Here is a 16,051-nt window from a genome sequence, read left to right as displayed (position 1 = left end):
AGGAGACGATACGTGCCCAATTTTTTAGCTGCTGCAAAGCGTTCAACCCGTTGGGGCCTCAAGCGATTGGGAATCATGACCCTCATTGCCACGGCGACCCTCGGCGTTTCCCTTTGGCTGGGCGAGCTGAACCTGCCATCGACGGCCCTGGCCCAAGACGAACCCGCTGTAGAACGGGCCACCCCCACCAATGCCACGACCTACCGCTTCACCGTTGGCGACTACAAAGCTATGGTGGTGAGCGACGGTATTCTGACCTTTCCGGTGGGCTTCTTTGTGCCCAACGCCGACCCTGATGCCGCCGCCGCCGCTCTGACCGACAACTTTTTGCCGACTGACAATGTCTTAGCCCATCTCAATGTGCTGTATCTGGAGACCGACGAGCACCGTGTGCTGATCGATGCCGGAGCGGGCAACACCTTTGGCCCCACTGTTGGCTATCTGGCGAACAATCTCGAAGCGGCGGGTATTGCACCCGACACCATTGACACCATCATTTTGACCCACGCCCACGCCGACCACATCGGCGGCATTCTCGACGACAGCGGCAACCCGGTGTTTGCCAACGCCAGCTACTACATCTCTGCAACCGAGTGGGACTTTTGGACGGCACCGACGGTGGAAATGCCCAACACGCTGGTGGATGCAGATACCCAGGCGATGACGGTGGCAGTAGCGCAGGAATGGCTGGGGGCGATCGCCAGCCGCACCACCCGCTTTGCCCTGGGCGATGAGATTATCCCCGGCGTTGTCTCGGTGGCGTCGGTGGGCCACACCCCTGGACAGTCCTCCTATCTCATCACCTCCGGCGACGACAGCCTGCTAGCTACCGGAGACGTATTCTTTAGCGACCCCCTCAACCTGGAGAACCCCGACTGGGAAGTGGCCTTTGACACCGACCCCACCGAGGGCGTAGCCACGCGTAAGCAACTGCTGGAAACGGTGACGGGCGATCGCCGCAAACTGCTGGTGCCCCATATGCCCTTCCCCGGCCTCGGCCACGTGCGCGCCCAGGGCGACGCCTACGGCTGGGAGCCGATCGTCTGGGATTTTGGCTTTGAGTCGTAGATTCTAGGTTTGGAACTCGATTAGACAGTTAAAACCCAAGAAAAGTAGCAAGCGGAACCCGGATTGAGAATCTGGGTTCCGCTTGTTGTTATGGAATGTGTGGCGATGGGACGATCGCTGCTCAAAGCGTTGGGCTAGAGGCTACCCTGACAGTGCAAGTCCCATGCGATCGTGCCGTGGTAGATACTCCCCAGACTCAGGCAAAAGCGTCTCGGCCCAGGCGGCGCAAAGGCAAGAAGGATCCGGCGGATCAAGCTCCGCCCCTCAGCCGTAAAGCAGAGCGGGCTAAGAAGCGCCAGGCCCAAAAAGCGCGGAAAGAACTGATTCAATACCTGTCGGCAACGCTGTTTGTGGCGGGGCTGATTGGGGTCTTGCTGGCGCTGTTGGGAGAACCCAAACTGGCGGCGGCGGCGATCGTGGCGATCGCCTGTCTGGCCCTTTCCTTCAAATATCCCCGCCAGGCCATCTATGGATTGATTATCTACGTGCCCTTTGGCGGCACAGTGGTCTATGCCCTGGGGGGCAGCGGCATTTTGCAGCTGGCCAAAGACGCAATCTACATTCCAGCACTGATTGGGGTGATTCAGTTTTGCCGCCGCACCCGGCAGCCGCTGATCATTCCACCGCTAATCAAAATTCCGCTGCTGGTGCTGCTGGGGTTAAGCGGGCTGACGCTGCTGGTGGTGAATGGCGGGCAGCAGCTCGATGCAGCCGGGGGCGAGGTACCTATTTTGATTGGAGTGCTGGGGCTCAAGGTGCTGATCGGCTACGTGCTGATTATTCCGTGCATTTACTATCTGCTGCGCGATCGCGAAGATGTCTACTTTTTGCTGCGCCTGCAAGTGGTGCTGATTTTGGTCTGCTGCGGCCTGGGCTTCATGCAATACATGATGCTGCGGCTGGGCATTTGCCAGGGCACCATCGGCGAGGGCGAAGACCTGTTTAAGGCATCCCTAGAGTCGCGCTGTCTTGTCGGTGGGTCGCTGCTGTATGCCCCCTCCCAGGGCCAGATCCGTCTGCCGGGCACTTTCAACGCCCCCTGGCAGTGGGGCTGGTTTTTGATTTCGAGCGGATTTTTTGCCTTTGGCACGGCGTTTAGCGATCGCAGCCCCCTGTGGCGCATTGTGGGGCTAGGGTCACTGGCGGCGGTGGGGGTGATGGCGGTGGTTTCTGGCCAGCGCATTGCCCTGGCCCTGGTGCCCGCGACTATTGTGGGCCTGCTAGTGCTCACGGGGCAGGTGGCCAACCTCAAGCGCTTTCTCCCCATTGGCATTGGTCTGGCGCTCATTCTCACTGTGTTTATGGCCCAAAACCCAGAGGTGGTCAACGAACGGTGGGCCAGCTTCGAAAGCCGCTGGAGTGCCTCGCCGCCCCACGAATTTATTGTGCAGCAGTTTCAGTGGGCGCAGAAACAACAGGAGGGCATTTTGGGCCGGGGGGTGGGCCGCGCCACCAACGCCGCCCGCATCTTTGGCAAAACCGAGCTGGTCGAAACCTACCACCCCAAACTCATGTACGAAATTGGCCCCCTGGGGCTGCTGGCCACCCTAGCGGTGTATCTCACCCTCACTATCGCCACCTTCAAAGCCTACCGCTCGATCAAAGATCCCAACCTGCGGGGCTACGGCGCATCCATGTGGGTGTTTGTGCTGTTTATCAGCATCTTTCCCTACTACTACCCGCTAGATGTGGATCCAGTGAATGTGTATTACTGGCTAGCGGCGGGCATTGTGCTCAAACTGCCCGAAATCGACCAAAAAGAGCGGTTGCAGCAGCGCCTAGAGGAAGCCAGCCGTCGCCGTAAGCTCACCCCCCGCGAGAAAAAGCAGCTTCAAAAGCAAGAAACGATTGTGTTTGAGTAACAACACCTCGCCTTGGGCCAGTTTTGCCCCGGCAGACGGTTCGCGCAACTTAATGCGCTCCCAATTGACGAGCGTGGTAAAACTCAGGGAAAGCAACGAGTTGATTTATAGTACGCTTGAACCAAGCTAGACTATAGTTTTTCCCATCAACGCTTCCTACGGAGACGGCCCCAATGGCACAGGTAAAAGGTAACGGCGCAGTGGCAGACACCGCCTCTCTCGATTTAGACCGCGCAGACTCAGTCAATGACGATGGCGAAGACACCGTCATTGACGCGGTCGGTGCTGACCAAATCGACGACCTGTTCAAAGACCTCAAAACTCTATTGAACACCGTTGAAAAGCTGCAAAAAGCCCGGCAGGATGTTGGCGATATTAAACCTCTGATTGTGCGGCTGCTCGATGGCGAACTGATATCAGGAGATGATCTGGAGGAATTGCGCGGCGGTATTAGCGGCCTTTCTAAGCTCCTAAAACTCTACAGCGATTACCAAGGGGCACTAGAGCGTGCTCAACCGGCCCGAGCGATTCTAGATCAGCTGCTCAAGTCATAGTTTTCGTAGGGTGTCTTTGGCCACTTGCGGTTAGGTGGCTAGCCATTCAAATGCTCCGCCGTCGTGCACCCGGAAACTAGCTAATGCTGCCAAAAGATTTTGAGCGTTTAGCTAAAACCCCAGACGCCGAAGTCGCCATTGACAACATCCTCGTTCAACGGTTGCTGCAAAACCAGCACCCCGATTTGGCACACCTGGACATTGTGCCAGTCGATGCGGGTTGGGATAATGCCATGTTTTGCCTAAGCGATTCCGGGACGGATACTCGTTTCGAGTCGGTTCCCGAACGCTGTGCGAATCGCCTCTCAGTGCGGCTTCCCCGTTGCCAGATCGCCGCTGCCCTAATCGACCATGAGCAAACCTGGCTACCGCGCCTTGCCGCTCAACTGCCGATCGCTGTTCCTGTTCCCTATCGCGTGGGCGTCCCGGCCCTCGGCTATCCCTGGCGGTGGAGTGTCTTGCCCTGGCTCAACGGCAGCCCCGCCGATCTAGAACCGCCCCATCCAGGGCAGGCTAGCCGCTTTGGGGAATTTCTTCGGGCTCTACATACCCCCGCGCCGACCGATGCGCCCAAGAATCCCTTTCGCGGCGTGCCGCTGCAAGACCGGGCGGCGGCGATTGCTGAGCGTTTGGCGCGTCTAGAAACCAAAACCGACCTGATCACACCCACCCTCAAAACCTTGTGGCAGGCAGCCTTGAATGCACCGATCGACACTCCGGCAATATGGCTCCACGGCGATCTTCACCCTCGCAACATTCTGGTCAAAGATGGCTTGCTGACCGGCATCATCGACTGGGGCGATATGACATCGGGCGATCGCGCCACCGATCTGGCCGCAGTGTGGATGCTATTTGACGATAGAAATGCTCGACTGGATGCGATCGCTGCCTACGGCTTCCTGTCTGAGGCTACCCTGCGGCGAGCTTTGGGATGGGCCATTTTCTTTGGCGTGGTGCTGCTGGATACAGGGTTAGTCGATCACCCTAGGCATGCTGCGATCGGTGAGAAAACGCTGCTACGAATTGCCGAAGCTGGAGACAGTGGAATTTAGCTGAGCTTTGGCAAACGGAGCTTTCCCGATCAGAACTATCACTACCGAGCGTTCCACGCGGTGGCGGCACCGCTGACGGCCTGATCCACGGTTTTTTGGCCCAGCATGGCGGCTTGTAGGTTGTCGTAGATGATCGCTTGCAGTTCTTTAACTCCATCCATCGCCGGAATTAGCACCTCGGCCTGGTTCATCTGCTCGGCGCTAACCGATCGCGCCTTCTCCACCCCCTTAGTGCCCTCGGCAGCAAAGTAGGCGTCCTCTAGAGCACCAGCGGTGGAAGGCAGCACGTTAGCGGCCTTGGCAAAGCTGAGTTGGTTGGCATCGTTGGTGACATACAGCGCAAAATCGATCGCCGCATCGGGCACGTTGGTACCGGCGGGAATCACAACATTCATCACCGCGACATTGGTCTTGCCGGTGTCGCCGGTGATCTGGGGGCCGCTGCCTGTGACGGCGGCAATGTCGGGGGCGTTAGCCTCAATCGTGGGGAAAAATTCTGCCCCGGTAGATAGCAGCGCCACTTCCCCAGCCTGGAACAGCTCGATCGCCCGGCGATGGCCCTGGGTCAGCACCTCCTGGGGTAGCAGCTCCTGCTGGTAGAGGTCAGTCCAATACTGGAAGACGGCGCGGCCCGCGTCGGTGTCGAAGGCAGCTTGGCCCTGGTCATCCACCAGCTCGACCCCCATCTGCACAAAGGATTGCAGCACGTCGGCAGAATCTTCGGGCACAAAGGTAGTGAAGTAGGCGTACTTGCCGGTTTTTTCTTTTACCTGGCGGGCCACCTCGGCCAGCTCAGCGTAGGTGGTGGGTGGCTCGACCCCAGCGGACTCCAGCAATTCCTGGTTGTGCAGGGTGACGTTGGTAGTCAGATACCAGGGAATGCCAAAGCTCTGGCCGTTGAGGGTGTTGGCCTCCCAGATATTGGGCAGATAGACCTGCTTGGCGTCAGCGGGCACTTTGTCATCCAGCGGCATCCAGGCGTTGCGGCTGGCTAACTGGGCGGCAAAGTCGGGGTTGAGGTTGACCACGTCGGGGGCGGTGCCAGCGGTGACGGCGGTGAGAATCTTGCTCTGCATGTCGGCCCAGGGCACATCGACCCAGCGCACGGTGACGTCGGGGTTTTGCGCTTCGTAGTCGGCAATCAGCCCGTTGAAGTAGTCGGTAAAGTCGGGCTGGAGCTGCATCGTCCAAAACTCGACCTCTTGACTGCCGCCCTCGGTAGGGGCGGTGGCGCTAGGCTGTCCACCCCCGCAGGCCACAAGCCAGCTCATCATCAGGCCGAGCAGGGCAAACAGACCAAAGCGGGCGTAGGGGCGGAGTCTCATGGCGAAAAAAGAATTAGGAAGAACGCAGCGGTCAGGGTACAGCCATCACGGTTGTTCATTTTCGCTTAATTTGGGCGGTTGTGGTGGGGGGTTTATAGAATCACCTGTACGGCATTTGCACAGGCGATCGCCCGCTCCTTGGCCTCTTCCACCGTATCCCCCAGTGCCAGGGCCACCCCCATGCGGCGGTTGGGGTGGGCAGTGGGCTTGCCAAACAACCGCACCTTGCTGGTGGGCACTTGCAGTGCTCTGTCCAGGCCAGAATATTGGGGATGGTCGCTCTTGCCAGATGCCAAAATCACCGCCGAGGCCCCTGGCTGCACCAGGGTAATCTCGCCAATGGGCAGGCCCAAAATCGCTCGCACGTGCAGCTCAAACTCTGACTGGTGCTGGCTCACCATCGTCACCATGCCGGTATCGTGGGGTCGGGGGCTGACTTCACTGAAGTACACGGTCTGAGGCTGATGGGATTCCCCTGCAATGAATAGCTCCACCCCGAATAGCCCCCACCCCCCCAGGGCGTCGGTAACCGCCTTCGCCATGTTCTGGCAGGCGGCTAGGGTGTCGGGGTGCAGGGCACAGGGCTGCCACGACTCGCGGTAGTCGCCGGCCTCCTGGCGGTGGCCGATGGGGGGGCAAAAGTGGGTGCCGTCGATCGCCCGCACGGTCAACAGCGTGATCTCGGTATCAAAGGGTACGAAGCCTTCGACGATGACGCGATCGCTCTTGCCCCGACCCGCTTCCCCCGCATAGTTCCACGCCGACAGCACCTCAGACTCCTGGCGCACGGTGCTCTGGCCCTTGCCCGACGAACTCATGATCGGCTTCACCACGCAGGGCAGGCCAATGGCCTGGATAGCCTCTAAATATTCCGCCTCAGTCCCGGCAAAGCGAAAGGGTGAGGTCTTTAACCCCAGTTCTTCTGCCGCCAGCCGCCGAATGCCCTCGCGGTTCATCGTGAGCTGGGTGGCGCGGGCGGTGGGGATGACTCGCCAGCCTTCGGCCTCTAGGGCGACTAGAGTATCGGTGGCGATCGCCTCCACCTCCGGCACAATCAGACTGGGCCGCTCGGTTTCTACTACCTGCCGCAGCCGGTTGCCATCTAGCATGTCGATGACGTGGCTACGGTGAGCTACAGCCATGGCCGGGGCATGGTCATAGCGATCGACGGCTACCACCTCCAGCCCCAGGCGCACCGCCTCTAGGGCCACCTCTCGACCTAGCTCCCCCGACCCCAGCAGCAGCAGGCGCTGGGCCTCTTCGTTCAGGGGGGTGCCTAGGGGTGCTAGGGGCGACAGCGGGGTGGTCATAACAAGTTACTCCAGGCGTAAAGATCAAGACAGCGCGTAAAGAAATACAGCGACAGGGCCATAGTTTCTCAATATTAAGTGCTCACTTTTCGAAATTGTGTGTAACATCGCGGATGATACCGGGCCTTCGCTGGCTCGGCATTACCTCAGGAGCAACGGCAAAACCATTGGGTGTAGGGGCAGGAGAGATAGGTTTATCTATCTTCCGACTCAGAAACTAGTGCTTGAACAAGAAAAGTGGAAAATCTGAATTAAATTGTGTACCATTCGTTAGCACTTTTCCCCCAGGGACGATTGCTGGGCCGCTGGATCTCTTCTTGAGTGCCTGAGAATGGCTTTTCGAAGGAAAGAAACGGGCTCGTTTGGGTCTGCTTGGTTGTCATTTAAACCAGGCAGGTTTTCTGGTTACCCACCTGTTTTTCGGATACTACCGTGGATAGTTTCAAAGCCATTTTTAGTCGCAAGCCTCGGGGAGTTGGTATCGAGCTCACCCCCGAGAGAGTTAATTTGGCCCGCCTAAAAAAGCAGGGAGCCTCGCTTAAGTTAGAATCCCTGGCCTCGGTAGAATTGGCCGAGGGCATCTACGAGGAAGGCCAAATCTTAGACACCGCCGCCATGGCCGATGCCATTCAAACGGTGCTCACTGAGAGCAAGCTCAAGGTCAAGCAGGCCACCACCGCTATTCCGGGCCGGGCCATTACCCGCGTCATTCCGGTGCCCGCCGAGCTCGACGACAACGAACTGCGCGAAATGGTGCTCAACCAGGAGGCCAGTCTCTACCTGCCCTTCCCCCGCGAAGAGGCCGATGTTGACTACCAAAAGCTCGGCTATTTTGTCGATGAAGACGGCATCGAGAAGGTGCAGGTGCTGCTGGTGGCGGTGCGCAAAGACCTCACCGATCCCTACATTGAGGTGTTTCAGCAGGCGGGGCTAGCGCTCAACGTGCTCGAAACCTCTAGCTTTGCCCTGATTCGCACGATTCGCGAGCAGCTGCGGCAGTTTACGCCCCAGGAGGCCGCCGCCGTGGTCGATATCGAGTTCGAAAACACCGAAATTTCCATTGTGGTCGATGGGGTGCCCCACTTCTCGCGCACCGTACCCATTGGCACCTTTCAGATTCAGAGCGCCCTCAGCCGGGCCATGAATTTGCCTCCCTCCCGCAATACCGAGCTGCTCCAGGGCATGACGGTGCCCATTCAAACCATGGATACCGTGGGTGCGCCCCAGATGGGCAACACTAATCCTGGCACCACCGCGATGCTGCGGGTGCTGGGCGAGCTATCTGACGAACTGCGCCGCTCTATTGACTTCTACCTCAACCAGGGGGAAGACATGGAGGTGGCTCAGTTGCTGCTGGCTGGGCCAGGGGCTTCCATTGGCCAACTCGACGAATTTCTGGCCCAGCGGCTCAGTCTGCCCGCTAGCCAGATCGACCCGATTTCGGCGCTGTCGCTGGAAGTGGCAGAAGACATTCCCGAGAGTCAGCGGGCAGGGTTAGCAACAGTAATCGGTCTCGGCATGCGGGAGGTGTAGCGATGTACGGTCTCGATATTAATTTTCTCAAGGATCGCGAAGTTCGCGTCTTTGAGGCCAAGCCCCGGGCTCGGGGTGGCGGGGTGGCCCCGGGCGATCGCAGGCCGCTGTTTTTAGGGTTGGCGGCGGCGCTGGTGCCTTTGGCGCTGGTGGGCGGCTACTGGGTGGTGACTCGCAGCCAGGTAAATCAGCTTCGAACCCGCAGTGCTGAACTAGATGCCGAAACGGCGCAGCTCCAGAGCCAGCTTCAGGAAATTAGCGGTATTCAGGGGCAAATCGACCTGGTTCGCGCCGAAATTAACGCTTTTGTGGCAGTCTTTAACGATATTTTGCCTTGGTCGGCGCTGCTGCAAGATATTCGCACCCGCACCCCGGCCCGAGTCCAAATCGTCAGTCTCAACCAGACGACGACTACCCCCGAGCAAACTGACCCTGCCGTTGAAGTAGAGTCGGTTGATGGGCTGTCTATCAATGGTGTGGCCTGCTCCTACGACGAAATTAACGATTTTGCCCTGGTGCTCCAGCGATCGCCCCTGTTGCAGTCAGATACCGTAGCCATCAGTCAAGCTCAGCAGCAGCCCACCCTGCTCGACCCCCAAACCCAGGGCCGCTGCCCGGGCACTGCGGTGGGCGACCCTGACTTTTTGATCGACTACACCATCGGTGCCAACATCACCGATACCCCAGCCTCCCAGCTGGTGGATGAGCTTGAGCGCCAGGGTACCGTCGGTCTAGTGACCCGTCTTCAGGCCCTGAGAGAAAAAGGAGTGATCGAATGACCGCAGCTGGTGATTTCCTTCCCGCCGACGAGAATCAGGCCTTAGAAGTCGGCCCTACCTATCCTACGGTCTTTGGTATTGAGCTTACCCCCAAGGCGCAGGGCATTGCCCTGGCGGTGCTGGGGCTGATTGGCTCCTTTGCCCTATACAACTTTGTGGTCAAGCCCGTAGTGGAGCAAAAAACCGCTCTGGAGGCCGAAGTTACCCAAAAGCAGGCTCAGGTTGACCAGCAGCGGGCCAGTCTCCAAGATCGCGCCGCCCTGCAGGCCGAGCTTAATTCGGCCCTTGAGCAGCGGGTAGGGGTCTACAGCCTGCTCGGCGGTTCCCAGACCCTCGATACCCTGCTGCTCGACATCAATCAGCAAATTCAGAATAGCAACGCTGCGATCGCAGATGTGCTGCGGGCAGACCCAGCTCGTCTGGACAATGCCCAGTTGGCTGCCCTAGGGCTCACCCGAGAGCAGATCCAGCGGGTCAGAACCCAATTTGCCGCTACTCCCCAGGTGCAAAAGCAGCTCTTTTCTTCTGAGCTGCTGCGGTTTAACCCCAGCCCGCCAGAGCCGGTCACTGACCTTGGCCCAGAACTCAACGGCAAGCTAGAGCGCGTCACCGTCGATGTGTCAATGCAGGCGCTGTTTCCCCAAACGCTCAGCATTATGCGCAACATTGAGCGTCTAGAGCCGCTGATCATTATTAAAGATATGCAGCAGAGTATTGCGCCGCCGCCGTCCGATGCTACCGAAGAGGATCTGCTGGGCATCAGCCGCCTGCTGCTCACCGACTACACCCTCGAAGTGCTCGTGCCCATTGGTGACCCCAGCGTGCCGCCCGAGCCGCCCGCCCCGCCGCCCGCCGAGGGTGAAGCCCCCGTCGAAGGTGCGCCGCCGCCCGAGGGTGGCTAGCCCAATCTTTGGAGCCCCGCTGCTACTGCCACCGCCCGATCTACCCACCTAGCCCAGTCAAACCCCGCGCGGCCCCGCCGCATCTGTGATGGAGGAGTGAACCGTGAACCGTCTAATGAACCTGCACCCAATCTTGCTTGGCAGCGCACTGGTTGCCCTAGCCGCCCAGCCTAGCCTGGCCTCAGTGACCAGCATTACCAATGTCCGCCTCAACCCCACCGCCACCGGGCTAGATCTGGTGTTTGAGACTGAGGGCGGCGACAACAGCAGCGTCTTTACTGTCAGTCAGGGCAATACCCTACAGGCCGATATTACTCGCGCCCAGCTCAACCTGCCCGATGGCGGCAGCTTTACCCAGGCTAACCCCGCTCCCGGCATCAGTCAGGTGTCTGTGGTGCCCCTCGATGCCAATAGCGTTCGCATTACCGTCAGTGGTACCAGCCAGCCCCCTGTGGGCGCAGTGGAGTCCAGCGACAACCAGGTGGTGCTGTCAATTCGCAATGACGGTGAGACCGCCCAGGTCCCTACCCCAGTGCCCGCTGAGCTAGAGACTGTGCCTGCTCCGGCTGCTCCTCCCACCGTGGCCCAAGCGGCCCCAGAGCCAGCCCCCGAAGCGGCTCCAGAGGTGCCCACCCCGGCTAGCCCCGACGTGCTAGTGCCCAACCCCGAAGTCATCATTGATGGGGCTCCGGTACCACGCCCCCAGGTGCAGCAAGTGCCGCCGTTTTTACCCCGCGCCGTGGCACCTCCGATTGGCGACATTTCTGTAGCGGAAGGGGTACCCTCCTTTAACAGCATCAACCTGGGCAGCAACGAGCGGATTCCCAAGCTGCTGCTGCGGGATGCCCCGGCCCGCGAGGTTTTGTCGCTGCTAGCACGGGCGGCAGGCCTCAACCTGGTCTTTACTCCCGCCGGGGGAACAACGACGACTGGAGATGCCACTGCCGCCAGTGCTGATGGCCCGCCTGTCAGCCTAGATATTGAAAATGAGTCTGTGCAAGACGTGTTTAACCATGTCTTGCGGGTGACTGGCTTGCAGGCTAACCGGGTGGGCCGCAGCGTTTATGTGGGGCCGACTCTGCCGGTTTCAGCTCAGAACGTCACCGCTAGAACCCTGCGGCTGAATCAAGTTGATGCTGCCGTAGCCACTAACTTTCTAGTCGCTCTGGGGGCGGAGAGCGCTGTCAGCCGAGAGCGCTTGGTCACCAACGTCAATGCTGTAACCGTCGCCGAGGGTACTCCCCCAATTACCCAAACAGAGACCTCAACGGTCGATCAAATTGAGGTTAGCCGGGTTGACTACGAAGATAGCCAAGGCATTCTGCGCGGGTTGCAGGTGGTCGCCGATGAGCGCACCAATTCAGTTACCCTCGTTGGCCGGGCCGACCTAGTCGCCATTGCCACCGAGCAACTCACTCGCATTGACCTACGTCGGCGACAGGTGGCAGTCAACGTCAGAGTTATTGATATCGATCTCAATGCTCTCGATGCCTTTGGCACCAGCTTCTCTTTCCAAAACGGGCTGTTTGGGGTGCTCAGCGCTGGCGGTCTCGGTATTCTCAATATTGGTGACGGCGGTACACCTAGCCCGCTAGACCAGCAAACCCCCACGGGCACGCCAATCCTGCCGCGTACGCTAGGTGGCCCTGGTCAAAATAACACCTCCGGTAATTTCTTGGCTCAGCTTCTGGGGACGGTGCAGAACGGCAACGGTAAGATTATTACTGACCCCACTCTAATTGTGCAGGAGGGGCAGACGGCTACGGTTCAGCTAACCCAAGATGTGGTGACTGAGCTGACGCAAACCATTGAGGTGACCGAGACGGGAACCTTAACCACCCTGGATATTGAGACTGAGCCGGCGGGCTTGATTTTGCAAATTGACGTCGATCGCATCGATGACAATGGCTTTGTGTCGCTCTCGGTGGCTCCTAGTATTTCGGCCCCGACCGACAGTTTCACCAGTGATGCTGGCACGTTCTTCCTGCTGTCAGAGCGCCAGATCAGCTCCGGCCAGGTGCGGATTCGTGATGGTCAAACTCTGCTGCTTTCCGGCATTATCCAAGAGTCAGAGCGTAACAGCATCAACAAGATTCCCATCCTGGGCGATATTCCCATCCTGGGGGCGCTGTTCCGCAGTACGGTTACAGACAACCAGCGCCGAGAGCTAATTGTGCTGCTGACGCCGCAGATTTTGGATGACTCGGATCAGTCGACCTTTGGCTATCAGTACACCCCCAGTGAGGCGGTGCAGGAGATCCTGGAGAATCGAGGTCGGCAGGAGGAGTAGGCCAATTTCTTGCCAAAACCCGATTCTTTTGGTGGGTAGAGGTTCACGGTTCTTCAGTCGAGAAGACGCTTAACTAACGGGGCAGATGCGAAGATTGGGCGCATCTGCCCTATTTTTTGCGCCGAATAAAGGGAATAAACGGCTACTCGGCGAAGTAGCCGCCATACATAATGTATTCGTCGTTTTGGAGCTGGGTATCGTCCGGATAAAAGGCCACCTCAATGGACTCGGCAGTGGCGTCGGCTTTGGGAATCAGCTTGATGTAGCGGTTTTGGGTGTCGTAAAAGCTGGGGCTGGCCTCTAGCTCCAGTAGGTAGCCCCCCTCGGTGCTAATCAGGGTGTAGGGGCTGACCTGTCCACTGCTCCACTGCACCTGGTCGGGCGTCAGGGTCATGGAACCAAAGGCCAACAGCACATTGCTCAGGGGCTGCCATTCTCGAATTAGGGCATTGGGCAGGGTGGCGGTGGGGGTGTTCGATGGGGCCGCTGGGGTTGGCGTTGGGGATTCAGTGGGCTGCGCGGCGGGAGTCTCAGGGGCAGAGTCGGCGGGAGGTGGCGGCGTGGGGTTGAGGGTTTCGCTCTGGGGAGGGGGGCTGGGGCGGCACCCGGCGATCGCAACCCCAGCGGCGATCGCCATGGCCCACACCAGGGTGGGCCGACGGCGCTGAAGCAGCGACTGGGCAAGGTTGGCGGGCATATTTGTACTCCCGAGCACTATCTGGTGCCATGGTAACGTTTTGCTGGCTTCCCGATGCCGTCTTTTTGGGGGCTAAGGTGGGGAATAGCGGCTTTTTTGGGGCAGAATGCGTCGGCGATCGCCAGGGTGGGTAAAGTATAGGCAGTACTGCTCGGGTATCGGTCTGAAACCTAGGCAGTGGTTGTGACGGCAGCGACTTGTCTCTCATGGGGGCGATCGCTACAGTTGGGGTGAACCCAGGAGAAACGACCATGGCTCAGATGGTGCATTCTGCGGCGACGACGGCGACCCCGGCCACCCAGCCGGATGTTGAGCTGCGGCAGGTGGTTAAGGCTTTTGGGTCAGAGGTGGCCGTTCGCGATCTCGACTTGGCGGTGCGTCAGGGCGAGTTCTTCAGTATTTTGGGTCCTTCGGGCTGCGGCAAAACCACTACCCTGCGCCTGATTGCCGGCTTTGAAACCCCCACCGCTGGCGACGTGATGATTCAGGGAGCCAACGTCAGCACCGTGCCCGCCCATCGCCGCCCGGTCAACACCGTCTTTCAAAGCTATGCCCTGTTTGACCATATGACGGTCAAAGACAACATTGCCTTTGGGCTCAAAATTCGCCGTATGGGAACGGCACAGGTGCGCGATCGCGTTGCCGAAGCCCTGCGCCTGGTGCGCCTAGAAGCCATGGCCAACCGCTACCCGGCTCAGCTGTCGGGCGGACAGCAGCAGCGGGTTGCCCTGGCCCGCGCCCTGGTCAACCGTCCAGCGGTAATGCTGCTCGACGAGCCCCTGGGGGCTCTAGATCAAAAGCTGCGCAAGCAGATGCAGGTGGAGCTGACCAATCTGCACCGCCAGCTGGGCATTACCTTTATTATGGTGACCCACGATCAGGAGGAGGCGCTGGCGCTTTCTGACCGCATCGCCGTGATGAACAACGGCCGAATTGAGCAGATCGGCACCCCCAGCGACATCTACGACCGACCCAGCACCGCCTTTGTAGCCGACTTTATTGGCGACACCAACCTGCTGCCGGGGCAGATCGACCAGCCCCACCCCCGCCAGGTTCAGGTCACCACCGACAGCGGTCTGCGAGTGCTGGCCTGCACAGCCAGCAGCAGCGCCGCCCAGAGCGTGGTCGTGAGCGTGCGCCCCGAAAAAATTAACCTCAGCCTCAGTGCGCCGGCGGCGGCCAATAACTGCTATCAGGGGCAGATTAGCCACCTCATGTACCTGGGTACTCACCTGCACTGCATGGTGCGCCTGGGTTCAGGCGAAACTCTGATGGTGCGCCAGCCCAACCGGGCTGAGTCGTTAGTCGGGGTCGATACCGCTGTGTATGTCCACTGGGCCGCCGACGACTGCCTGGTGCTCGACGCGGCCTGAGCGTTAAGTGGCTCTGGGGCTGCGATCGCCGCTTTTGAGCGTTACTCCAGGCGCATCGCCATATACTTAGAAACTAAAGATAGGGAAACTAAAGATAGGTCGTCCCCCTTTCCCTGCGATCGCCGCTGTCCCCCTTCCCTCCGGAGAATGCCTGTGCCTGGAACGCGACTACACACTCCCCCCTGCTCACGCCGGGCTGCCGTAAGTCGGCGGCGGTTTTTGCAAGGGTCAGCAGCGGTTGTGGCCGGTCTGACTGCGGCCAACTGTCGCCAAAACCTGGCGGGGCCACCGGCGGGTGGGGGCGCCAACGACGGCACCCTGCACATTTACACCTGGGCCAACTACACCGATGACGGTCTGGCGGCAGCCTTTACCGAGCGCACGGGCATTCCGGTCGTGGTGGATATTTTTGACTCCAACGAGGTCATGCTCACCCGCCTTCAGGCCGGGGGCGGCGATGCCTACAGCATCATCTATCCCTCCGACTATATGGTGTCGGAAATGCTGGAGCTAGGCCTGCTTACCGAACTCGATCAAAGCCGCATTACCGGGCTAGAGAATCTCAAAGCCCAGTGGGCCAACCCCGCCTACGACCCCAACAATGCCCACAGCGTTCCCTTCTGCTGGGGTACCACGGGCCTGCTCTACAACCGCGATGCCTCCCCCGGCGAACCCGCCGACTGGGACTTTCTTTGGGATAACCAGGCCGACCTCTCCCGCCGCATCACCATGCTCGATGACATGCGTGAAACCCTAGGGGCCACCCTCAAGTCGCTGGGCTACTCCTACAACTCCAACAATCCCGCCGAAATTGAAGCGGCCTACAACCGACTGCTAGAGCTGAGACCCCATATCGCCGCTTTTAAGACCACCGGCTTTGAGAATGAGCTGCTCAGCGGCGACCTGAGCGTGTCGATGGCCTACTCCAGCGATGCGATCGCTCTCACCCTCGAAGACGACCGCATGCAGTACATTATCCCCGCCAGCGGGGCATCCCTGTGGACCGACACCCTGGCCATCCCCGCCACCGCCCCCAATGTCGATGCCGCCTACCAGTGGATCAACTTTCTGCTGGAGCCAGAGGTGGCCAGCGCCGCCGTAGAGCGTCTGTTCTTTGCCACCGCCAACCAGGCCGCCTTTGACCTGCTGCCCGCCGACATTCAAAACAACGAAGACCTCTACCCCGCCGAGGAAGTTCTGGCCAAGAGCGAAGGCATTGTGGCCGTCGATACCGCTAGCACCGATCTGTTTGACCAGTTTTGGACTGAAGTGACCAGCGCTTAGAAAATTCAAAGTTCAAAATTCA

At 59.4% G+C, this 16,051-nt stretch carries 13 protein-coding genes; 10 read left to right on the top strand and 3 right to left on the bottom strand.

Annotation, left to right across the window (positions count from 1 at the left end; all coding sequences use genetic code 11):
* Positions 1-75: 75 nt before the first annotated feature.
* The 4 genes from VB780_RS17785 to VB780_RS17770 all read left to right on the top strand — a co-directional run bounded on the left by VB780_RS17785 (position 76) and on the right by VB780_RS17770 (position 4,536).
* Positions 76-1,068 (top strand): MBL fold metallo-hydrolase, encoded by a 993-nt coding sequence (locus VB780_RS17785; protein WP_323352514.1) that lies wholly within the window; start codon positions 76-78, stop codon positions 1,066-1,068.
* A gap of 176 nt (positions 1,069-1,244) precedes the next feature.
* The gene (hpsL, locus tag VB780_RS17780) at positions 1,245-2,930 is read left to right on the top strand and encodes a hormogonium polysaccharide biosynthesis protein HpsL (protein ID WP_323352513.1); all 1,686 of its coding nucleotides are present in this window, start codon (positions 1,245-1,247) and stop codon (positions 2,928-2,930) included.
* 173 nt (positions 2,931-3,103) lie between these two features.
* Positions 3,104-3,484: a hypothetical protein gene (locus tag VB780_RS17775; protein WP_323352512.1), complete on the top strand. Its 381-nt coding sequence runs from the start codon at positions 3,104-3,106 to the stop codon at positions 3,482-3,484.
* 83 nt (positions 3,485-3,567) lie between these two features.
* Positions 3,568-4,536 carry an aminoglycoside phosphotransferase family protein gene (locus VB780_RS17770; protein WP_323352511.1) on the top strand — a complete coding sequence of 323 codons (969 nt, stop codon included), beginning with the start codon at positions 3,568-3,570 and terminating at the stop codon, positions 4,534-4,536.
* A 41-nt stretch (positions 4,537-4,577) separates the two neighbouring features.
* On the opposite strand, the gene VB780_RS17765 is transcribed toward VB780_RS17770, so the two are convergent.
* Together VB780_RS17765 and purT are read right to left on the bottom strand one after the other, a co-directional pair.
* Positions 4,578-5,861, bottom strand: a complete 1,284-nt coding sequence (locus VB780_RS17765) for a sugar ABC transporter substrate-binding protein (protein WP_323352510.1) — start codon at positions 5,859-5,861, stop codon at positions 4,578-4,580.
* Positions 5,862-5,953: 92 nt separating this feature from the next.
* The gene (gene purT / locus VB780_RS17760; RefSeq protein ID WP_323352509.1) at positions 5,954-7,171 is read right to left on the bottom strand and encodes a formate-dependent phosphoribosylglycinamide formyltransferase; all 1,218 of its coding nucleotides are present in this window, start codon (positions 7,169-7,171) and stop codon (positions 5,954-5,956) included.
* A gap of 432 nt (positions 7,172-7,603) precedes the next feature.
* Between purT and pilM the strand changes: the two genes are divergently transcribed.
* The 4 genes from pilM to VB780_RS17740 all read left to right on the top strand — a co-directional run bounded on the left by pilM (position 7,604) and on the right by VB780_RS17740 (position 12,675).
* Complete coding sequence (pilM, locus tag VB780_RS17755) at positions 7,604-8,704, top strand: type IV pilus assembly protein PilM (protein ID WP_323352508.1); 1,101 nt, start codon at positions 7,604-7,606, stop codon at positions 8,702-8,704.
* Positions 8,705-8,706: 2 nt separating this feature from the next.
* The gene (locus tag VB780_RS17750; protein ID WP_323352507.1) at positions 8,707-9,483 is read left to right on the top strand and encodes a PilN domain-containing protein; all 777 of its coding nucleotides are present in this window, start codon (positions 8,707-8,709) and stop codon (positions 9,481-9,483) included.
* A complete protein-coding gene (locus tag VB780_RS17745) occupies positions 9,480-10,385 on the top strand; it encodes a hypothetical protein (protein ID WP_323352506.1) in 906 nt (301 codons plus the stop codon). Before VB780_RS17750 ends, VB780_RS17745 begins: the two co-directional genes overlap by 4 nt.
* Before the next feature lie 103 nt (positions 10,386-10,488).
* A complete protein-coding gene (locus VB780_RS17740; protein WP_323352505.1) occupies positions 10,489-12,675 on the top strand; it encodes an AMIN domain-containing protein in 2,187 nt (728 codons plus the stop codon).
* Between the two features lie 142 nt (positions 12,676-12,817).
* Here VB780_RS17740 and VB780_RS17735 read toward each other — a convergent pair whose 3' ends face one another.
* The gene (locus tag VB780_RS17735; protein ID WP_323352504.1) at positions 12,818-13,372 is read right to left on the bottom strand and encodes a hypothetical protein; all 555 of its coding nucleotides are present in this window, start codon (positions 13,370-13,372) and stop codon (positions 12,818-12,820) included.
* 251 nt (positions 13,373-13,623) lie between these two features.
* On the opposite strand from VB780_RS17735, the gene VB780_RS17730 reads away from it, so the two are divergent.
* Together VB780_RS17730 and VB780_RS17725 are read left to right on the top strand one after the other, a co-directional pair.
* Entirely contained in the window at positions 13,624-14,745 is a 1,122-nt protein-coding gene (locus tag VB780_RS17730) for an ABC transporter ATP-binding protein (protein ID WP_323352503.1), read from the top strand.
* A gap of 153 nt (positions 14,746-14,898) precedes the next feature.
* Positions 14,899-16,029, top strand: coding sequence for a spermidine/putrescine ABC transporter substrate-binding protein (locus tag VB780_RS17725; RefSeq protein WP_323352502.1), 1,131 nt, complete (start codon positions 14,899-14,901; stop codon positions 16,027-16,029).
* Positions 16,030-16,051 lie beyond the last annotated feature (22 nt).

The sequence above is a fragment of the Leptolyngbya sp. CCNP1308 genome, assembly GCF_034932455.1.
Taxonomy (GTDB): Bacteria; Cyanobacteriota; Cyanobacteriia; order Phormidesmidales; family Phormidesmidaceae; genus Nodosilinea.
The sequence above is the reverse complement of the archived record's forward strand: the minus strand, read 5'-3'. Positions and strand labels throughout refer to the sequence as shown.